The sequence below is a fragment of the Chitinophaga niabensis genome (genome assembly GCF_039545795.1).
In the GTDB taxonomy this organism is placed as follows: Bacteria; Bacteroidota; Bacteroidia; order Chitinophagales; family Chitinophagaceae; genus Chitinophaga; species Chitinophaga niabensis_B.
The window spans coordinates 2,039,731-2,061,328 of sequence record NZ_CP154260.1; the positions used below are offsets into that span (position 1 = coordinate 2,039,731).

Annotated in this window: 15 protein-coding genes; 3 read left to right on the forward strand and 12 right to left on the reverse strand. The window is 47.9% G+C overall.

Translation table 11 applies throughout. From position 1 onward, the window contains the following. Nucleotides 1-43: 43 nt before the first annotated feature. The 7 genes from AAHN97_RS08130 to AAHN97_RS08160 form a co-directional block, all read right to left on the reverse strand. Nucleotides 44-901: a fumarylacetoacetate hydrolase family protein gene (locus AAHN97_RS08130; protein ID WP_343307072.1), complete on the reverse strand. Its 858-nt coding sequence runs from the start codon at nucleotides 899-901 to the stop codon at nucleotides 44-46. Nucleotides 902-908: 7 nt separating this feature from the next. After that, nucleotides 909-2,135 carry a DUF6786 family protein gene (locus tag AAHN97_RS08135; protein WP_343307073.1) on the reverse strand — a complete coding sequence of 409 codons (1,227 nt, stop codon included), beginning with the start codon at nucleotides 2,133-2,135 and terminating at the stop codon, nucleotides 909-911. Between the two features lie 17 nt (nucleotides 2,136-2,152). After that, nucleotides 2,153-3,760, reverse strand: coding sequence for a UxaA family hydrolase (locus AAHN97_RS08140; RefSeq protein ID WP_343307074.1), 1,608 nt, complete (start codon nucleotides 3,758-3,760; stop codon nucleotides 2,153-2,155). A gap of 8 nt (nucleotides 3,761-3,768) precedes the next feature. Further along, complete coding sequence (locus AAHN97_RS08145) at nucleotides 3,769-4,539, reverse strand: SDR family oxidoreductase (protein WP_343307075.1); 771 nt, start codon at nucleotides 4,537-4,539, stop codon at nucleotides 3,769-3,771. Nucleotides 4,540-4,546: 7 nt separating this feature from the next. Then, the gene (locus AAHN97_RS08150) at nucleotides 4,547-6,088 is read right to left on the reverse strand and encodes an aldehyde dehydrogenase (NADP(+)) (RefSeq protein ID WP_343307076.1); all 1,542 of its coding nucleotides are present in this window, start codon (nucleotides 6,086-6,088) and stop codon (nucleotides 4,547-4,549) included. 8 nt (nucleotides 6,089-6,096) lie between these two features. Then, nucleotides 6,097-7,233 (reverse strand): glycoside hydrolase family 172 protein, encoded by a 1,137-nt coding sequence (locus AAHN97_RS08155; RefSeq protein WP_343307077.1) that lies wholly within the window; start codon nucleotides 7,231-7,233, stop codon nucleotides 6,097-6,099. 63 nt (nucleotides 7,234-7,296) lie between these two features. Further along, complete coding sequence (locus AAHN97_RS08160) at nucleotides 7,297-8,304, reverse strand: LacI family DNA-binding transcriptional regulator (protein WP_343307078.1); 1,008 nt, start codon at nucleotides 8,302-8,304, stop codon at nucleotides 7,297-7,299. Nucleotides 8,305-8,423: 119 nt separating this feature from the next. Here AAHN97_RS08160 and AAHN97_RS08165 point away from each other — a divergent pair, with 119 nt between their 5' ends. Together AAHN97_RS08165 and AAHN97_RS08170 are read left to right on the forward strand one after the other, a co-directional pair. Further along, on the forward strand, nucleotides 8,424-9,506 hold the full coding sequence (locus tag AAHN97_RS08165; RefSeq protein ID WP_343307079.1) for a DUF2652 domain-containing protein: 1,083 nt from the start codon (nucleotides 8,424-8,426) through the stop codon (nucleotides 9,504-9,506). Nucleotides 9,507-9,654: 148 nt separating this feature from the next. Further along, a complete protein-coding gene (locus AAHN97_RS08170) occupies nucleotides 9,655-10,785 on the forward strand; it encodes an MBL fold metallo-hydrolase (protein ID WP_343307080.1) in 1,131 nt (376 codons plus the stop codon). Between the two features lie 80 nt (nucleotides 10,786-10,865). On the opposite strand, the gene AAHN97_RS08175 is transcribed toward AAHN97_RS08170, so the two are convergent. The 4 genes from AAHN97_RS08175 to AAHN97_RS08190 all read right to left on the reverse strand — a co-directional run bounded on the left by AAHN97_RS08175 (nucleotide 10,866) and on the right by AAHN97_RS08190 (nucleotide 17,402). Continuing rightward, entirely contained in the window at nucleotides 10,866-12,446 is a 1,581-nt protein-coding gene (locus AAHN97_RS08175) for a RagB/SusD family nutrient uptake outer membrane protein (RefSeq protein WP_343307081.1), read from the reverse strand. 19 nt (nucleotides 12,447-12,465) lie between these two features. Beyond that, a complete protein-coding gene (locus tag AAHN97_RS08180; protein WP_343307082.1) occupies nucleotides 12,466-15,462 on the reverse strand; it encodes a SusC/RagA family TonB-linked outer membrane protein in 2,997 nt (998 codons plus the stop codon). Nucleotides 15,463-15,884: 422 nt separating this feature from the next. Beyond that, on the reverse strand, nucleotides 15,885-16,307 hold the full coding sequence (locus AAHN97_RS08185) for a VOC family protein (RefSeq protein WP_343307083.1): 423 nt from the start codon (nucleotides 16,305-16,307) through the stop codon (nucleotides 15,885-15,887). Between the two features lie 99 nt (nucleotides 16,308-16,406). Then, nucleotides 16,407-17,402, reverse strand: coding sequence for a family 43 glycosylhydrolase (locus tag AAHN97_RS08190; RefSeq protein WP_343307084.1), 996 nt, complete (start codon nucleotides 17,400-17,402; stop codon nucleotides 16,407-16,409). Nucleotides 17,403-17,475: 73 nt separating this feature from the next. Here AAHN97_RS08190 and AAHN97_RS08195 point away from each other — a divergent pair, with 73 nt between their 5' ends. Next, nucleotides 17,476-19,008, forward strand: a complete 1,533-nt coding sequence (locus AAHN97_RS08195) for a glycosyltransferase family 39 protein (protein ID WP_343307085.1) — start codon at nucleotides 17,476-17,478, stop codon at nucleotides 19,006-19,008. A gap of 38 nt (nucleotides 19,009-19,046) precedes the next feature. Here the strand turns inward: AAHN97_RS08195 and AAHN97_RS08200 are convergent, their stop codons facing one another. After that, complete coding sequence (locus tag AAHN97_RS08200; protein ID WP_343307086.1) at nucleotides 19,047-21,281, reverse strand: GDSL-type esterase/lipase family protein; 2,235 nt, start codon at nucleotides 21,279-21,281, stop codon at nucleotides 19,047-19,049. Nucleotides 21,282-21,598 lie beyond the last annotated feature (317 nt).

Sequence of the window (21,598 nt, forward strand, 5' to 3'; positions counted from 1 at the left end):
TTTTGTATTGATTAGCGTGTTTGAAGGTCATTGGCCAACCTGATCAATGCAGTGTCTGTACGTCATTGATCAATGTGCCGATGTGGTCTATGCTGATCTCTACACGGTCATTATCCTGCAGTGTGAAACTGTTATCCGGTACCAGGCAGGTGCCTGTCATAAGATAACAACCGTCAGGAAATGCACATCCTTTGAAGAGAAAATCTACCAACTCCTGGTGGCCGCGTTTCATCTGGCTGATGGGAACACTATCACTATACTTCATGTCTTCCTTCCGGAAGATGGACATTTTTATGAGCGTATCCGGCGGGATAGGTGTATCTGTTACAATCAGACAGGGGCCAAGACCGGCGCATTTCTCATAAACTTTTGCCTGCGGGAGGTACAGGGGGTTTTCTCCTTCAATACTGCGGGAGCTCATGTCGTTGCCAACGGTATATCCTTCAATGGTACCATGGCTGCTTACAAAGAGCGTAAGCTCCGGTTCCGGTACATCCCAGGAAGAATCTTCCCGGATGAACACCACTTGTTTGTGGCCGGATACCCTGTGCGGCGTGGCTTTGAAAAAGAGTTCCGGCCTTTCTGCCACATATACTTTATCATAAAAGGTAGCACCGCCGGAAACCTCAGATTCTTCCATGCGAGCGGTACGGCTGCGGAAATACGTAACACCGGCAGCCCATACTTCCTGTGTGGCAATGGGCGCCTGCAGCTCATTTTCAATGATGGTTTCTGCGGTGGCTTTATCTATGCGCGTTTGGGCAGGAAGTTCTGACAGGATGTTTTTGAATAACTCTTTCCTGTTCACGAAACTATTCCAGTCCGCCTTGATGGAATAATACTGTTCATCGTAGAAGGCCAGCAATGTGGCGGCGGTTTTATAGAGACGAATGATCTGCATGGTGTAATTATTTTTTGCTGAGGAATTGTTGTACATCTTCCAGCGGCAGGTTCCACAAGCGGGCAGCGAGGGCTTTCAGGGCTATGCGGTCTGCAGCTTCAAAGTGCATGGTCACCTGTTTGTAACTGAGTGTTTCTCCGGGTTGCAGGGCGCGTGCATCGGAAGAAGATTCTACTTCATAGAAAGGGCCCATTTGAGAACCATCTGCCAGCGGGCCATCGTTATAGCAATTCACGGCATCTCCTTTGAATGGTTCTTTCTGCAGTTCCCATTTGGAGTTCACATAACGGCCCTGTGGCACTACTTCATAGAAAAGCACGGTAAGTGTGTTGTTCTCCAGGTCTATACTGCCTGCACCTGATTTGGCAACGAGGGGAGAGAGGCCCAGTTTGCCACGGGCTTTACCGTCTGCGCGGAAGAGCAGCAGGCTGTCTTTCACCTGCAGGTTCTGCGGAGGTATTTTGCCGAAGTAATCATCCGTGATATGTGCACGGGCATCTGCTACTCCTTTGAAAGGCGCTACCACCACCGTCTGATCAGAGGGTATAAACATACCCAGCAGCCAGATGCTTAGCAGACCGTTCTTTTCCTGCCATGCACTATCTCCGGTATTGGTCAGTACATTCTCTGTTTCATAAGCTACGCTTTTAACACCTTCGGGCAATGCATATTGCAGTCGTGCAGCGATGGCGTTATTATCCAGCAGGCGGATGGTTCTGCTGATATCGAGTTTAAAGGTAGTGCCGGAATAGTTTTGAATACTTCCTGCATATTGATACGTGATGGCGTTGGCGGACTGGGATTTCACGTTGTAGTGCGCAGTATCTATCAGGCCGGGTGTTTGCCAGTTATCGAATTCAAAGGATTTACCGCCGGGGAAGAACAGGGAATACTGTCCGCCTTCGGGTCCTAACCAGAAGCGTTCTTCACCACCGAATGCATTGATGTGCGGCGAGAGTTTGCCGGAGGATACCAGGTTGTAATTGATCCAGCCAAAACTTTTGCCTGCGTTGCCGCTGGCGGTGCTGGTCATTACGCGGGCCTGATAATCGCCTGTTACCACCACACGGCTGCTGTCGCTGCTGCTTTGCAGTACTACTACATTCTGCAGGTGTTTTTGCAGGAAAGCTACGTCTTCCCCGAAAGTGCCGGGTTTCTTTTCTTCTTTCGTTTCGGCCTGGTTGCAGCTGATCATGCCTGTCAGCAATGCGGCTGCGATAATGTTTAATTTCATAACGGTGTTTTGAAAACTTATAAAGAAACCCCTCTTTTCCAGGGAATGAAATCATCCTGTTCCAGCACCTGTGCCCTTGCGGTGTATAAACCACTGGCGGTATCGATCACTAAATTTAAGATCCTGTCTGCTGCTTCATTGATAGATTCTTCTCCATTGATAATAGTTCCTGTGTCTATATCAATGATGTCCTCCATTTTGTTGGCAAGTTTGCTGTTGGTGGAGAGCTTGAGCACCGGCGTAACAGGGTTGCCGGTAGGAGTGCCAAGCCCTGTTGTAAAGAGCACGATGTTAGCGCCTGCACCTACTTCTGCCGTAGTGGATTCCACATCGCTGCCGGGTGTACAGAGCAATGCAAGGCCCGGGCGTTGTACCCTGCCCGGATAGTCAATTACATCTGTAACGGGAGAGGAGCCTCCTTTTTTTGCTGCGCCGGCAGATTTGATGGCATCTGTAATGAGTCCATCGCGGATGTTGCCGGCAGAAGGATTGGAATCGAAGCCTGATCCCACAGCTTCCGCTCTGCTGGCATACTCACGCATGAGTTGTGTGTAACGTGCAGCGAGTTCTGTGTTGATGCAGCGGTCGCTCAGTTCCTGTTCCACACCGCAGAGTTCGGGGAATTCAGATAAGATCACGGAGCCGCCTAATGCTACCAGTATGTCCGAAACCCTTCCCACGGCCGGGTTGGCAGAGATGCCGGAGAAGCCGTCTGAACCGCCGCATTCCATGCCAATGATCAGTTTATTGAGCGGTGCGGGCTGGCGTTGTTGTTTGTTGGCTTTGGCAAGTCCTTCAAAAGTGAGTTGCAATGCCTGTTCCATCAATACTTTTTCAGAGCCTATCTTTTGCTGTTCCAGGCAGATCACTGTTCTGTCGAAACCCGGTACTCTTTTTTCTATCTCTTCCTTCAGCATATCTATCTGCGCATTCTGGCAGCCGAGGCTGAGCACGGTAGCGCCTGCTACGTTGGGATGCGTGATGTATCCGGCTAACAGGCCGCAAAGCGTGCGGGCATCATCTTTGGTGCCGCCGCAGCCTAAAGTATGGGAGAGGAGTTTAATGCCGTCTATATTTTCAAAGGTCCTGCGTTTGGGTGGTTTTATAACTATCTCAGGATCTTCTTTACCCTGCAGCAACTGCTGCAGCATTTCTTCATAAGGATTGTGTTTGCGGTAACCCAGTTCTTTCACCAGCACTTTATGCAACATCTGTACATTGCGGTTTTCACAGAACACCAGGGGAATGATCACCCAGTAATTGCCAGTGCCCACACGTCCGTCTGTGCGATGGTAACCCATGAAATGACGGTCTTTCCATTCGGAGACATCCGGTACATCCCAATTGATCTTACGTTCTTCTTTCACGGCAAAATTGCCGGAAGCGTGGCGGATATTCTTTGTGGTGATCAGTTCACCTTTGGGGAGATCTTCATTGGCTAAACCTACCAGCACGCCATACATGATAATAGGGCTGTCTTTCGCAATGAATTCCCCGGTGAGTTTATGTTTGGCAGCCACATTACGGATAGCGGTGATACCTTCCACCGTTGTGCCGGCCGGGATATCCTGCAGGGCTACCCACACATTATCATCCTGATGGATCTTTAATATTTGTAAGCGCATGTTATGTTCTATTTTAAAGCCCTGTCCAGGTGCACATATCCGCCATCTACATGGATCAGCTGGCCGGTGGTGTGGCTGGACTTTTCAGACAGCAGGAAGGTAACCATCTGTGCAATCTCTTCCGGCGTGGTCATTCTTTTTTCCAATGGTATACCTTCCACAATGTTGGCGAGTTTGGTTTCTTTATCGGCAAAAGTATTGATCCAGCTTTCGTACAAAGGTGTCCATGATTCCGATACTACTACGGCATTTACACGGATGCTGTAGGGGAGTAGTTCTACTGCCCATTCACGGGTGAGTGCATTCCTGCCTCCGTTGGCAGCAGCATAACCGGAGGTATTACCCTGGCCTGTTTCGGCGGTTTTGGAAGTGATGTTCACAATAGGACCTTTGCTCTTTTTAAGGTAAGGCAGGGCATGATGTGCAATGAGATAGTAATGCACTACGTTGCGGTGAAGGGATTGCATAAAGCCTTCGTAAGAACCGGATTCCAACCCAACGCCATCATTGATACCGGCATTGTTCACTAACCCGTCTATCCTTCCATATTGTTGTATGATAGCTTCTACCGCTGCTTTACAGGTATCGGGGTCAGTGAGTTCAGCAGTTATCTGCCAGCCTTTTCCGATTTGGGCCAGGTGTTGCAGGTTATCTGATTCATTCCTTCCGATGATCACAGGAAAGGCACCTTCTCCGGCGAGTACGGCTGAAATAGCTGCACCGATCCCTTTGGCGCCACCTGTTACTATGATGATCTTATCTTTTAATCCCAGGTCCATAGATAAATTATGTTTTAGAAAAGTTTCCGTTAAATAAGCGCCATATGCCGAGTGGATTTTCGTCCTGCAGCTCAGGCGGTAACAGGTAAGCGGGGAAGTCCTGGTAACAGACAGGTCTGCAGAAACGATAGATGGCAGTACTGCCAACGGAGGTGCCTGCTGCGGGTGTGGTAGCTGGCCATGGGCCGCCATGTACCATGGCGTGGTTAACGGCTACGCCTGTAGGAAAACCATTGATGACGATCCTGCCTGCTTTTTCTCTAAGGATATTCACCAGTTCCGTGTATTCGCGGAGGTCTTCTTCCGTACCATGAATAGTGGCGGTGAGTTGCCCTTCCAGTGCATGGGCGAGCCGGAACAGTTCTTCTTTGCTGTTGGTGCTGATATGTAAAGAAGAGGGGCCGAATACTTCATGGCAGAGGGATGGGTTATCCAGCACCTGTGTGGCATTTACCTGTAAGAGGGCGGGAGATGCCTGGTGTGCGGTGGCAGACGCTGCTCCTAATAATTGGGCGCCTGCCTGCCGCAGGCTGTTGATACCGCTGTTGTAAGCCTCCAGGATTCCGGGAGTTAACATGCATCCGGTGGGCATTGCTGCGATTCCTTTTTGCAGGGTGCTGAGGAATAGTTCATCTTCCGCGGGTGTAATGAATACGCCCGGGTTGGTACAGAACTGGCCCACACCCATGGTAAGGGATTGTAAAAACTGTGCAGCTAATGTTTCTCCTTTTTCTTTCAATGCGCGGGGCAGAAAGAAAACCGGGTTTACGCTGCCCATTTCTGCATAAACAGGAATGGGCACTGCTCTACGGGTGGCTGTATCATAGAGGGCCTTGCCGCCCCTGAATGAGCCTGTAAAAGCGATGGCAGACAACTGCGGATGAACTGCCAGTTGCTGGCCGGTATTAATGGAGGCACCATGTACTAACGAAAATACACCTTCCGGCATGCCGGTATCATTGGCGGCGGTGCGGATCACATTGGCAACAAGATGAGAAGTGTGCGGATGCGCAGGATGTGCTTTGAACACTACCGTACATCCTGCAGCCAGTGCGGCGGCGGTATCACCACCGGCAACAGAAAATGCCAAGGGGAAATTGCTTGCCCCGAAAATGCCAATTACGCCAAGCGGTATCTGCATCTGCCGTACATCCGGCGTTGCTTTATCGATGCGTGCGTTCACCCAGGAGCCTTCCGAGATCATGGTGGCGAATAAACGCAGCTGCCCGGCAGTACGGTCTCTTTCTCCCTGTAAGCGTGCCAGTGGCAGGCCGCTTTCTGCCGAGGCGGTATTGATCAATTCATCTCCTAAGGCTGCTATACCTGTTGCGATGGCTTCTAAAAAAGCGGCACGTTGTTGTGCAGGCACTTTTTTGTATATGGTAAAAGCCTGCGCGGCCAGTTTCACTGCCTGGTCAATTTCTCCGGGTGTTGCTTCCCTGAATTCCTGCGGTAACCATTGCTGCTGCTGTGGTGCGAAAGCACGAAAAGTACTATCGCCCTCACTGCTGAAATGATTGCCGATGATCTGTGATCCTGTTTGGTTCATCTGTGTTGTTAGTTTACTTCGAGTTCGTCTTTTGCCTGTAATTTGGGGAAAGGAGCATGCGGTTCACGCTGATACCAGAACACTACGCTGCTGATATCCGATTGCTGCGGAAGGTAACGTCCGCCGCTGCGCCAGCCAAGGTCCTGGATAGTGATCTTCAGCTCTTTGTCAAAACGCACCGGGTCCATGATATGCCAGCGGTACAGGCCAAAACGTTGCTGCGATTTATATAATCCATCCGGCCGTATCACCTGGTGCAGGCCGGCGTAGGGTGTGGAAAATTCCTGGTACTTACCCTTGTTGTCAAAGTTGTAGGAACCGCAGAAATAATCTTCTGTACCCGTGCCGCAGATAGTCGGGAATTTGTTATCGCCGTCCATGAAGAATTTAATTTCACCTTCACCCCACCAGCCGTTATTGTTCACACCCCATGCCATGTAAGTTCCTACGTAATGGCCTTTTCCTTTGATACCATCTATCATAGTGAACTCAGCACCTTTTACAGGATTGTTGCGGCGGAACTGCGCATGAAAATAAGCAGCGTCTTCCGGCACCGGTGTGAGTGTGTAATCTACCTGGTAGTAGAGCGTCATACGTTCTGTATTGATATTCTCCATGGTGATCTTACACTTTTTACGGAAGGGCATAGACCAGTAGCAGTTAAATGCGCTGCCGGGATTTACGGTAACGGCGAGGGAGTTCATCTGTGCATATTCACCCCAGCCCATGCCGAAGAAATCACCTACAGGTACTTCCACGGAAGGAGTGGTTTCATCGTCCCAGTAAAAGCGGAGGATGGAATAGCGCCAGTTACCGGTAGGTGTCATCCAGATGTGCTGGATAGCGCCTGAGCCATTGATCTCTGCGAGGGTAACTGTTTTACCCGGTTCAATATGAATGTATGGATTCACTTTCCAACCCTGCCCCAGGTCTCTTGCGGCATTTTTTGCATTGCCCTGATCCAGTGTGGCCATACCGCCTTTGCCGGGTTCGCCGGTGAAGTTCTCCGGACTGATAGAACGCGTTTTTGCGTCTGAAAGGCGGGAGAGATTACCCAGGTTCATGTCCAGCCCGTTAAAGGTTTGTTGGGAGAAGGCCGTCCAGCTAAAGCAGACCGCCATGGAGAGAAGGAACAGTTTTTTCATACAGTGTTTTAATTTACGTGTTGTGCTTTAACGATTAAGCAATAATAGTTTATTTAGTTATGCTTACTTTTTTCCGGAGGATCTCCTGATCACGAGTTCTGTATCAATGCAGATCAGTTCTGCGGGTTTCTCTGCGTCTTTTATCTGATCGAGCAATACGCGCACGGCTGTTTTACCCATTTCCAGGATGGGTTGCCTTACGTAGGTAACGGGGGAGTAGAAGAGGTCGAATGCTTCACTTTCATCGAAGCTTACTACGGCCAGTTCCTCCGGTACACGGATGCCCAGTTCATTAATGTATTTCAGTCCTTCAATGGCCAGGCTGTTGGTGGCAAAAAAGAGGGCGTCTGCGGGTTTGCGCGCCTTGAGCAATTGATCGATAGCCAGTTTGATATCTTCTTTCAGGTGGGAATACCGGGCCAGTTTCATCTGGCTTTTCTTTTCACCCAGGGCTTCCGTATATCCGCGTTTGCGTTCGCTGATATGATGAAGGGCTGTTTTATAGGCAATCATACCTATCTGCTGACGGCCCATTTTAATGAGATGGGTAACAGCATTATAGGCAGATTCGTAGTTATTGATGCTGATGTGGCTGGCGGGGATGTCCGGGAAATACCGGTCTATCAGCACAAAAGGCACGTTCTGGTTCTGCAGGTTTTTGATCTGCTGTTCGGAACCTTCCGTGGGAATGAGGATCAGCCCATCCACCTGCCGGTTCAGGAGTACATTGATCAGGTCCCTTGATTTGTCCACATTCTCATCAGAGCTGCCGAAGATCACGGTATAGTTATTCCGTTTGGCTTCGTCTTCGATGGTGCGGGCAATGTTGGCGAAGAAGGGGTTGGAGATATCTGCTACGATCAGCCCAATGGTGTCCGACCGGCCGCTTTTAAGGCTGCGGGCAATGTGGTTGGGCTGATAGTTCAGCTTGCGGGCTATTTTGCGGATCTTTTTGGCCATTTCCTGGCCTACTCTTGCTTTCTCCTCTTTATTGGTAAGTACATAAGATACCAGCGCGGTAGATACACCGGCTTCCTGGGCAATATCTTTTAAGGAGACCTTCTTCTTCATGCACTAAAAATATGCTTAAACGTTTAAGTAAACAAATTTCGGGCGAAAAAATAATTAATTATATTGCAGCGGTGACCTAATTATTGCTCTCCGGATTTTATAACTCAAAAAGAAAAGCGATGGAAAACAGGGGCCTGCTTTTTATTCCCGATATCAGTGGCTTTTCCAAATTTGTTAACGAGGCTGAGATTGAACATAGCAGGTATATTATTAAAGACCTGCTGGAAATACTCATCAACGCCAACGAAATTGGCCTGGAGATCTCCGAGATAGAAGGAGATGCCATCCTCTTTTATAAGTTCGGGAAACCGGCTGAGTTACGCGAGCTGTACAAGCAGGTGGAAAAGATGTTCTGTGAATTCCACCGTTACCTGATCAATTACGATCACCGTAAGATCTGCCAATGCCATGCCTGCATATCTGCCATCGACCTTTCATTGAAAGTGATCACCCATTATGGTGAATTCACAGAGTACAATGTAAAGAACTTCTCTAAACTGATCGGGAAGGATGTGATTGTAGCGCATCAGTTACTGAAGAACGATATCCAGCAGCATGAATACTGGCTGGTGACCTCCAATATGCTGCAGGACCAGGAACCCGCGGATTTCAGGGAATGGATGCAGTGGAATACGAGTGTACGGCAAACAGAAACAGGGGAGGTCTCTTTCCATTATACGCAACTGGGCCAGCTTAAAAAGGAGATACTGGCAGACCCCTTGCCGAAGCTGGAAGTAAAGGATAAAGTGAAACTGGTTTCCATCACCAAAGAATTTAATGAAGAGATCAAGAAGGTGTTTTTTACCATTGTGCATTACGAGTTCCGGGAGCACTGGATGGAAGGTGTGCTGAATGTAAAGGAGGTGAGCCACCTGATCCCGGGCGTAGGAAGCCTGCTGCGCGGGGAGCTGGCAAACGGGCAGGAGACACTGTATTATTCGAGCGGTTTTTCCTATCATCCGGAATCAAGGATACTGTTTAGTGAAACGGAACAGAATAACCAGCAGGCTACGAATTATATCATGGAGAAAAAAGGGCCGGACACTACGGTGTTAACGCTGGAGTATTATGAAAAGATGAATGTTTTTAAAGAGTTCCTCTTCCGCTTTGGGAAAAAGAAAGAGCTGGAACAAAAGTATAAACGGTCTTTGGATAACCTCGAAGTATTTATGAAAGAGATCACGCTGCCGGGAGAGTTTTAACCTGCCCCGGCCGGCTTCCCAACAAAGTAAATAGATCTTTCTAACAAAGCAGCCTGTGCTTTTTTCTATGGAATTTTGTGGCAGCGATACTGGTTACAGCGGAAAGCCTGGTAACAGGTTTCCGGATTTGTAACTAGATTGCAGTGCCATGAAAAGAACTTTCAGAATAATTAAATGGATAACGGGGATCTTGTTCCTGCTCATCCTTTTGTTGATAGTAGTTACTTATTTCTATATGCGCCAGCCGCAGTTCGGTAAAGCGCCTTCCGGTGAAAGACTGGCAAGGATAGAAAGCTCACCGCATTACAAAGAAGGGCGGTTTCGCAACCGGGTGGAAAGGCCTACAATAACGGAAGGTTACAGTATCATCGGAGAGGTTTATAAAACCGTTTTTACATCGTATCCAAGACGGGAGCCTGCTGCTGCACTTCCTTCCATCAAAACAGACCTGTTTAAGTTACCGGCAGACAGTAATGTAGCGGTGTGGTTCGGGCATTCATCCGTATTCCTGCAGGTTGACGGGAAAAAGATCCTCATAGACCCTACTTTCAGTGGGAAGGCATCCCCACTGCCAGGTTCCGTGAAAGCCTACAAGGGGAGCAATACCTATACGGCAGCAGATATGCCCCCTGTAGATTACATACTCATTTCGCACGATCATTACGATCACCTGGATTATGAAACAGTGGTGGCGTTAAAGGATAAAGTAAAACATGTGGTTTGCGGTTTAGGTGTAGGCGCACATTTTGAATACTGGGGATATGCGCCTGAACAGATCATAGAAAAAGACTGGTATGAAACCGTTGTTGCAGACAGTGGTTTTACGATACATACCGGTTCTTCCCACCATGAATCCGGCAGAGGTTTTATCCGCGGTAAATCATTATGGATGTCTTACCTCATACAATCACCCGACCTGAAAATTTATATCAGCGGCGATGGTGGTTATGATGGGAGGTTTGCGGAAATGGGAGAGAAATTCGGCCCGGTGGATTGGGCGATCATGGAGGACGGGCAGTACGATAAAGCCTGGCAGTCCGTGCACCTTTTACCCGAAGAAGTGGTACAGGCTACCCTGGGTTTGAAAGCAAAAAATATGCTGCCCGTACATAATTCTAAATTCACTTTAGGCAAACATGCCTGGGATGAACCGCTGATAAAGGTTTCTGAACTTTCGGCCGGGCAGCCTTACCGCCTGGCAACACCTATGATCGGAGAAGTGGTGTATCTCAGCAATCCTTCGCAGACCTTTAAGGCCTGGTGGAAAGGTGTTGAATAAAATGAAGTAAGATCCATGGTAATAAGAAAGCCCGGCGTGAACACCGGGCTTTTCTTTTGCTGCTTTCCTTGACTGATTTATCATCTATAATCGGGATTCTGTACCAGGTTCGGGTTTTTATCAATTTCGGCCTGTGGGATCGGGAATAAGATCCTGAGTTTACCATCATTCTTGGCACGGTGATTAAACCATGTTTTCCGGGCAAATACACCAAAACGGATCATATCCGCCCTGCGGTGCCCCTCTGCGGCGAATTCCCAACCCAGTTCATCATAGAACCGTCCAAACTGGATATCTGCACCACCTTCCAGTCCTGATATGCTGCCATTCAGTTCCTGGTATCCATACTGGTATACACTTCCCATCAGCAATTGTGCACCGGTTACAGTAGCTTTTGCAGGGTTGGTGGTGGCAAATGCCCTTTGCCGCACTTCAGTGACGAGTAATGCTGCATCGCCGGAGAGGCCTTTTCTTAAGAGGCATTCCGCTTTCATCATCTTGATATCCGCATAGCGGAAGATCACATAATCTGTGCTGAGCCCACCCCGTGCACCAACCTTGATCTCGTATTTGCCGATGCGGTAACCATCGAAATAATCTGTTCCGTTAAGGCTGGGTACCTGTTTTCTGTAAGTGAGCACGAGCGCGCCGGTAGTAACATTGTACTGTGGCCCCATGATCCAGGTATCTTTCAGGCGGGTATCATCTGCATCGTATGTATCAATGAACTGTGGTACTGCGCAGTTGCCGCCCCAGGGCTGTGTTGCCATGTTCAGCACATTCCGGTGAGCCGTAGCCAGCGTTTTCATATGGATAGAGTTCTGTGACGCAAAGATCTCATCATATGGTACGGCAAAAATGATCTCTTTAGAGTTTTGATTTTCCGTTAGAAAACTGGTTTTATACAAAGGCTCCAGGGTATATTTGGCGCTGTTGATAATATCGTCACATGCAGCGATGCATTCATCCCATTTGGCAACTCCGGTATACACCTGTGCGTTGAGATAAAGCCGGGCCAGGATAGCCTTCGCCACCCACCTGTTCACACGGCCATAGGTTAATTTGGAAACCTCGGTGCTTAAAAGCGGCATGGTTTCGTTCAGTTCCTTAATAACAAAATCAAATACCTGCTGCCGGGTACTTTGCTTTGGAGCGGAACCATCACGGAAATCGGTAACAATGGGCACATTGCCATGTGTATCTACCAGTACGGAATAGTAGAAGGCCCTGGCTGCACGGAGTTCTGCAATGAGACTTTCTTTACCGGTGGTAACGGGTATCTTGCCTTCTTCTATCTGGAAAATGATGCGGTTCACATTGTTGATACCGGAATAGGCCTGCCGCCAGACATTCTCCGGCTGCCATTGGTTAGCCGGCCAGTCGTGTTTATGCATGATCTGGTAAGTACCTGCATCGTACCATCCGTTAGGGCGGTTAGGTGTAACGATGGCATCACCGGGTTCTTCCTGCAGGTCAAAGTTTCCCTGCCAGCCTGCATACATACCACGCAATACGGTATAAGCAGGTGCCATGATGGAAGGAATATCTCCAGCGCCGGGCTGATAGTCTGATTCCTGTACGATATCAAATACTTCTTCTTCCAGGTTGGTGCAACCTGCCGGAACGATCAGGAATAGCAGGATCAATATTTTCTTGTACATATTCTTTTCGTTTAGAAGGTTAAAAAGTGATGTTCGTACCGAAAGTGAAGGTGCGGGTAGTAGGATATTTATCGCGTGAGTCATTCCCTGCATCCAGGCCAAGGCGGCTGATCTCAGGGTCTATGCCTTTATATCCCGTGAGCACCAACATGTTCAGGCCGGATACATAGATCTTCGCCGATTTGAAGTATTTGCTGCGCGAAACATTGATGTCGTACCCTACTGTTATATTATCCAGCTTCCAGTGATCACCATTTTCTATATAGTGGGAAACATAGGCGAGTGGATTGGCGAGCTGCTCCTTACCGTATATTTTGTCGAATGCGGTTTTCAGCATATTGTATTGTTTGATGGTAGGATTCTCGTAGTACATCCGCTGGAAGTTCAGGATCTGGTAGCCGAATGCGCCGCGCATGTTGAGGCCCAGGCTGAATTGTTTGTAACGCAAACCAAGGTTCCAGCCGGCCGTATGGCGGGCAATACCATTACCCAATACTTTACGGTCGTTCGGTACAGCATCATCAATAGGTTTGGGTTTTCCATCCTGGCCTTCAATGATCCATTGGCCGTTTTCATCGATGTCGATGGATTTGTAGCCGTAGAAATTACCGATGGGCTCGCCTACTTTCACGCGGTGGGTGGTGAGCTGGATGGGTTCTCCTGTATGGCCTGCAAAGAAGAAATCATTCGTGGTCTTATACAGGTCGTTAGAGATGCTGAGGAGCGTGTTCTTGTTATTCATGTACGTGATATTGCTGGTCAGGCTGAAATCCTTTGAACGGATGATCTCATAGTTCAGCAATACTTCCACACCGCGGTTACGCATACGGCCTGCATTGGCGAGGGTGGAACCGAAGAGGTTGGGTGGCACCGGTACGGGGAAGTCATACAGCATGTCTTTTGTATCCCGCTGATAAACATCCAGTGAACCGGATATGCGGCTGTTCCATAAGGAGAAGTCCAGCCCCACATTGATCTCTTCTTTCTTTTCCCAGCGCAGGTCAGGGTTGGGGTTCCGGTTAGGTTCCAGCGGCTGGATCCAGGTGCCGTTGTAGAGGAAGCGGCTGTCGCTGTTATAGTTCAGTACTATGAGCGACATATAGGGATCATTGGGTACGGTACCCGTAATACCATATCCGGCGCGGATCTTCAGATCGTTCACTACTTCACTGCCGGCGAGGAATCCTTCCTGGCTGATGCGCCATCCGGCAGAAAATGCGGAAAAGGTCCCCCATTTATAGTTCACCCCGAATTTGGAAGAACCTTCGTGCCGCAGGGTGGCCATTAACAGGTATTTATCTTCCCAGGAATAATTCAAACGGCCAAAGAAACCGATCAGCTTGTAATTGTTCTTATAGCTGGATACGCCGCGCATACCAGTGGTGGCAAAAGGATTGGATACAGCATCGCCGGATTGCAGGCGGTTGTAAGTATATAATTCTGAAGGGAAGTCAGAGTTCCATGCGCTGAAACCTTCCCGTGTAACATTCTGATAGCTGTAACCACCCAGGATCGTGAATTTATGACCACTGAATGTTTTGGAATAATCTGCGGTGAGTTCAAGGAGATTGTCCTGGAAATAACCGGTACCACGGGAACCATAACCTTTGCGGTTATTGATCACGGAGGCGCGGTGATCATATGTTTCAAAGTAACCTGTGAGCTCGCTGGTTTTAGAACTGGAGAGCAGCAGTTTAATATTGAAATCCTTTAGCGGGGAATAGATCACATTACCGTTGAAGCGCAATTCGGTGGCCCTGCTTTCACCATCCACTTCTTCAATGGGGCGAACGGGATTATCATAGTTGTAGCCGTTGGGATCTTCCCGCCATTTACCATCATAGGTATATACACTGTCTGTTGGATTTCTGATAATAGCCTGCCGGTAGATATAAGCATAGTTGGGTGCCGCAAAGAATTTACGGTTGCGGCCGATCACGTTCACATTGAACTTCAGTTTATTGTCCAGCATGGAATGATTGATATCTGCACGGCCGATCAGCTGCTGGTTTTCAGAGCGGTTAAAGAGCCCCTGCCATTGGCGGACGTTCACAGAAGCCACGTAATTGGTTTGAGCATTACCTCCCTGCAGGGTGATATTATGTGTGTGACTGAGCGGAGTGCGTGTGATCTCATCCAGCCAATCCGTAGAAGTGCCGTAGTTCCATTTTTCGTTTGCTGTAGGAACAAAGAAACCCTCTGCCAGCAGCCTGCGGTAATCATCAGCGTTCAGGAACTCCATTTTCCTGGCGATGGTTTGTATACTGGCATAACCTTCATAAGATAAAGTGGCCGGCCTGCTGCCTTTTTTGCGGGTGGTGATCAATACTACACCATTGGTACCACGTGTACCATAGATCGCAGCTGCAGAACCGTCTTTCAATACATCGATGGATTCAATATCTTCCGGTGATACGGTATTGAGCGAACCGGGGATACCATCTATCAGTACAAGCGGAGAGGTTGAGGACATTAATGTACTGTTTCCGCGCAGGGAGATCTGTGTATTGGCATTGGGATCACCGCTGGGCGTAGTAACGGCCAGTCCTGCTACTTTACCCTGGATCAGCTGCCCGGCATCTTTTGCAAAGCCTTTCACAAAGTTCTCCGACTTCACGCTGGCCACGGCACTGGTCACATCCCCTTTCCGTTGTGTACCATATCCGATCACCACTACTTCATCCAGGTCAGATGCTTTGGTGCTGAGTGAAATATTAATGGTGGACTGGGTACCTACTGCTACTTCCTGCGTGGCGTAACCGGTAATGGAAATAACGAGAATGCTTTCACTGCCGGGGGCTTCTATTTTATAATACCCGCTTTCATTCGTAGTAACGCCTGCCGAGGTCCCTTTTATGCGTACGGTAACGCCGGGTACGGGATCGCCGGTGGCTTTATCTGTAATGATACCTGATACAGTGATGGGAGCAAGGTGCACCGCTGCCTGCAAGCCATGGCTGGTGAGGCATAGCAGGAGTATGCACATTGCTTTTACAACAGTAGTTGTGTTTATCATAAGCTGCTTTTTAGTTTTGGTTTTAAAATGGTTTAATTGGTTATCCAGTTGCTGACGGTCATAACGTTTATCTATGGAATATTAATTGTCTGTTTGACATGTATCAGATTTGGCAAAGGCATCCGCATGTTGATGTTTTTCATCAACAGTATTTCAGGGAAAGCTGATAGCTAGTATGTAGGATAAAATTAGGTTACGGAGGGAGCCGTATAGTTGCCGTTTTTGATGAATATTCATTGGATTTTAGCAGCTTCTGCTATGGGGGATGTATGGGCAGATAATATGGAGACTACGGGCCTCAGTAGGGTATAGTGTGGACTTAATGTGGACTTGATGTGGAGATAGGGTGGACTTGATGTGGACTTGGTTGGGAGGCAGGAAGAACGTTAGCTGTGCAAAAATGGCACAGCTAACGCAGCGAATTATTTCTTACTTGTATCGTAATTCACCATCCATTTAAAACCATATTTATCAATAAGCATTCCAAAAAGTGCTCCCCAGGGAGCAAAGTCCATTGGTATGATCACTGTTCCGCCGGCCAGCAGGCCGTTGAAGATATGGCGTGCATTTTCTTCACTATCCGGAGATACGGCAATAGAAACGTTATGATCTTTTCCGGCAGCTTCCGGGCCGGGCGTATCACTGCCCATCAGGGAGGTGCCGTTACCCAGTGGTAACATCACGTGCATCACCTGGTTTTCCTGACCGGGAGAATAATGTTCTGCAGGCATGTCCGAGAACCTTGAAATGCCTCCTAAGAATTCACCGCCGAAAACAGATTTGTAGAAATTGAAGGCTTCTTCGCAGTTGCCATCGAATGCCAGATAAGGATTAACTAGTGCCATGATAATTAGTTTTAGGTGATTGATTATCTTCAAAACTAAAGTAATTCCTGCTACAACAAGGTGGCCGAATCTGACAAATTCAGGGGGTAATGCGACAGGCTAAAACAGGGGTGCTTTTTGCGTGTCCAACCCGGGTACGGCACCTTTCATCACCGGCCAGTTGTTTTCCCAGGTTATTTTATCCAACAGCATTACCCGGCCTTTTTTATCGTTCTCTTTTCTGTATCCATGATACAGGATCCAGGTATCTCCGGCTTTATCTGTAATAATATCACCATTGTGCCCCGGCCCTGCAAACCCTTCTTCTCCTTTATTGGCTTCCAGCAACAGGGTGCCGCCATTATTCAACAGTGGTTTGCCGGATTGATCGAGGTAGGGGCCTTTGAGGGAAGTGGCCCTGCCTACTTTCAAATGATAGCGGCTCTTAACGCCTTCGCAGCAGGAGCCTGCGGAACCAATGAAATAGTAGTAACCATTACGTTTGTAGATATAAGTGGCTTCATAGGCATTACCGGCAATGCGGAAGGTATCTCCTTTCACTTTGGTGCCATCATCTGACAACTGTACGCCGTAGATACCATGGAAGCTTCCCCAGAAGAGATAGGGTTTGCCTTTGTCTTCTATGAAAAATGCATCGATGGAATTAGCCACACCTATTTCTTTGCTCAGGAATACTTTGCCTTTGTCTGTAAAAGGCCCTTCGGGTTTATCGCTGACAGCCAGGCCAATACCGGGATCAGGATCGCCCCAGGTGGAAAAGGAATAATAGAGATGGTATTTCCCTTTATATTCCGCCGCATCCGGCGCCCATATGCCACCAGCTTTTTTCCAGGATGGTTTTTGGCTGAGCGCAGGTGCTACGAACTGCCAGTTCACCAGGTCTTTTGAACGGAGAATAGGAATAATGTAAGGGCCGCCTAAGCTATCCCGCTTCCAGTTGGCTTGGGTGGAATAGGCGTAGTAATAACCGTCTTTAGCTTTGATCAGGTTCGGGTCCGGGAAATCATGATCAAATACCGGGTTTTTGAACTGTGCGGCAGCAAAGAGGTTGCAGCAAGCTAAAAGCAGAAATAAGAAAGAGCGTTTTTTCATCATGTAGCGTGGTTCGTTAAGGCAGCCAAAATAATCCAAAAAACGGAGGGTTGGAAATTCTGCCGTATATTAAAGTATGTATAAGCCCAAAAACGAACGTTACATCCTTTTAGGTTTTATCCTCCTGAAACTGATCCTTGTTTTCTTTTTGGTAAATCCTATATACGAACTGCATAGGGATGAATTCCTGCACCTGGACCAGGGCGCTCACCTGGCTCCCGGTTATTTATCTGTACCGCCTGTTACTTCCCTCTTTGCCTGGCTGATCAGGTTGCTGGGTAACGGGGAAATATGGGTAAGGCTGATCCCTGCTATCATTGGCTGTGGTACTTTGATCTTCTCCTGGCTGATCGTGGAAGAACTGAAGGGAAACCTATATGCTAAATTCCTGGTGTGCGTGGCCATTTTTTGCTCGGCCATTCAGCGGCTGGACCTCTTATTCCAGCCTAATACTTTTGATATCCTTTCCTGGACGGCCGTATTCTACTTTTTCATTTGTTATTTTAATCATGAAAAACCAAAGTATCTGTATGCTGCCGCAGTTTGCCTTGCTGTAGGTTTCCTGAACAAATACAGCATCCTGTTCCTGGTGATGGGGTTGGTACCTGCATTGATCGTAACGCCACAAAGGAAAATATTTGCCAATAAACATTTGTACTTCGCGATACTGCTGGCATTGGTGATTGTTTCACCCAATATCATCTGGCAGGTCCAAAACCAGTTCCCGGTGATACACCACATGAAAGAACTGGCAGAAAGGCAACTGGTAAATGTCAGCCGGATAGATTTCCTGAAGAGCCAGTGGCTATTCTTTGTTTGTGACACCCTCATCCTTGTGGCTATTATTGCTGCGTATATATTCCACAAGCCATTCCGGAAATATGCCTGGATAGGTTTCACCTTTGTTTTTACCTTATTGCTCTTCCTGTACTTCAAGGCAAAGAGCTATTATTCCATTGGATTGTATCCTGTGCAACTGGCTTTGGGTTGTGTGTACATCGGCGTGATCTTTACTAAAAGATGGATGAAGATTGCATTACCGGTACTTATCGTATTGCTTTACCTACCCACCATCCCTTTAATGTTCCCGGTGTATTCCCCGGAGAAAATGGTGATGAAGAAGGAGCGTTTTGCGCCATTTGGCATTTTAAGGTGGGAGGATGGAAAGAACCATGATCTGCCACAGGATTTTGCGGATATGCAGGGCTGGAAGGAGCTGGCGGGCATTGTGGATTCTGTATATGCTACTATCCCTGCCAAAGCGAATATATGTATCATTACAGATAACTATGGTCAGGCAGGTGCTATCAATTACTATACTAAGGTTAAAGGCCTGCAGGCGGTTTCCTTTAATGCGGATTATATGAACTGGTTCAAACTGGATGAACCGATCCGGTATGTGATACTGATAAAAGATACCTGGGACAGGGATCCGGAAAGAAGGCGGGAAAAGATCTTCTTTAATAAAATAAGCCTGGCCGGCATGATCCGGAATAAGCTGGCCCGTGAATATGAAACAAAGGTGTTTTTGCTGGAAGAACCTTTTATTGATGTGAACAGATTATTACGGGAAGAAGTGATCGGGCGCAAACAGGATATGGCGGAATAAAATAAAGGCTGAACAACTTGTTCAGCCTTTATTGTTCATTATATCTTCACCAGTTTATACCGGTGTTTATTATCGATGATGATAAAATAGACCCCTGTTTTCCATTCGCTTACATCCAGCCTGTTGGTGGTAGCCCTTTGCACGGAAAGTACTCTTACGCCCTGCGCATTAAATACATCCAGCACATATTCTCTGCCGGCTACACCAGGTAAGGTTACAATCCTGCTGGCAGGGTTAGGGAAGATGGATAAGGCCGGTTCTTCCACTATATCTTCACCATACACGATGGTACGCGCTAAACCCTGTGGTGCACCACCACCTGCACAGAGTGTATCAGGAATGCCTTCAGCCACCACTCTTTCAAAGAGGATCTTATGACCTGCAGAGTTGAAATGTACATCATCGCCACTGTTGTAAATGGCTTTAATATTATTGTTGCTGCTGTCCAGACCCGTAAAGAAGTCGATGGCTTTGCTGCCGAAATATTTGATGGTAGTATCCCTGAACTGGCGCAGTCTTACGCCCGCAGCCACACCCAGGTTACCTCTTGGCTGGGTAGTAGTTACCCACAATGGGATATTATGTTGTGCCGCAAATGCTTTCAGCACGAGGTAATTGTCCCTTGATTGGGTCATTGGGAAATTACGGGCTTCGTCATTGGTAGGCATATTGATGATGATCACATCCGCGTTCAAAGCAACGGCCCTGCTGATATTGCTGTTGGGATCTACATAGAAAGTGAGACCGCTTACAGTATATGGAGGAGTGCCATCCGGTTGTATGGTATGGGTATTCGTACCGCCATTGGCCAGGTTGATCACCGTATCGGCAGCGTTGTGATTGGCTTTGAGCCAACGCTGGTACCTGAAGGCCCATGCACTATCTCTGCTGGCAAGGCCGTTACCCCATGCGGTGGAAGAACCTAGCAGCACTATCCTGATAGGAGCGGTGCAGTTCTGCGGTACGCCGGGTGAGGTGCCTGATACATTACTGCTGAAGAAACGCCTGTTGGCACTGGCTAGCATGTTCAAACGATAATAATACAGCTGATTGGCCGCGGGATTATTATCCGTAAAGGAATAATTTATCGGGCTACCGGAACTGCCGGCTGCATTCACGTTGCCGATGTTTACCCAATTCTGGGCATCTGTACTGCGCTCAATACCAAAACTAACGGTATTGCTTTCCCGCAGTGTACCCCAGTCCAGTTTCAGTTTACCGGCCACCAGGCTGATCGTAAAGGAAGATAATCTGAAAGGTGTATGATAAATAGTGTCCGGTATACCTTTTACGCCAGGTGTGAAATAATGTGCATTGGCCGAATCTTCCATATTCAGGCGGTAATACCTGGCAGATGAATGCACCGTATTATCCGTGAACTCGTAATCCCTGGGAGTAGCAGAATTACCTGCAGCATTCTGCGTGCCGATATTGCTCCAGTTAGTGGAGTCCGTACTTCTTTCAATGATGAAACGAAGCGTTTTGGTTTCCGTATTAGTGCGCCAGTTAAGTCTGAGTTTATCTTCAAACCTGTTGACAGTAAAGCTGGTTAATTGGAACGGCGTAACCGGCGCAGGTGTGCACAATGCCTGCGGAATATTCTTATCAGCCACACGTGTAAAGAGGATCCGTTGCCCTGCAGAGTTCAGGTGAAGCCCGTCCCCGTTGGCGTAGGCGGGTTCTATTTGGCCTGTTGACTGGGCAACGGTGGTCCAGAAGTCGATAGCCTTATCCCCGAAATACAGATTGATACTATCTTTCATCTGCTTCAGCCGTAGTGCTGCCGCATTGCCGAGGTTACTGCGTGGTTGTGTGGTAGATACCCACAGCGGGATGTTGTTTTGTGCAGCCAGTTGTTTCAGTTTGAGCAGGTTGGCTACCTGTACAGTTAACGGGAAATTGCGGGCTTCATCCTCTGATGGTATGTTCACGATAATAGCATGGGGAGCCAGTGAAATGGCTTTGGTGATATTATTGTTAGGGTCTACCGCAAAGGTAATGCCGCCCACGGTGTAATTGGGTGTGCCCGTTGCCTGTATGTTATGCGTGGTGTGCCCGCCGATGGCCAGGATGTACACCGTGTCTGCCGTGTTATGTGTGGCTTTCAGGTGTTTCCGGTAATGGAAGGTCCATGCGCTGTCCCGCACAGGTACTCCGTTTCCCCAGGCGGTAGAGGATCCGAGTACAACGATACGCAGTGGTGTGTTGCAGTTCTGTGCATAACTGATTTCAGTTGCACAGAAGAGGGATAAGAAAAGTAAAAGTCTTTTCATTTCAATTGGGATTAATTGATCAGTTGATAGAACTAATTCAGGAGGTGCGGTACGGTATTAGGATACGTGGAAATCGTGTATAAAGCTATGAATTTTAGGTGAAACCACGTTATTCTTGTGTATTTTTTGTTTCTCATTAACGATTGTTTTAATTTGCGGCTATATGCATTTCACATATTCCAGCACGCCTCCTCCAGTGGTTGTTTTGCAAGCAAAATAACCAGCGATCCCACTCTCATTAACGGATCATTCACCAACTCAAAAGAGCCTGGTTGTTTTCGCCTGCACCAATTTGTCTGAAAAATTGATGTATCACT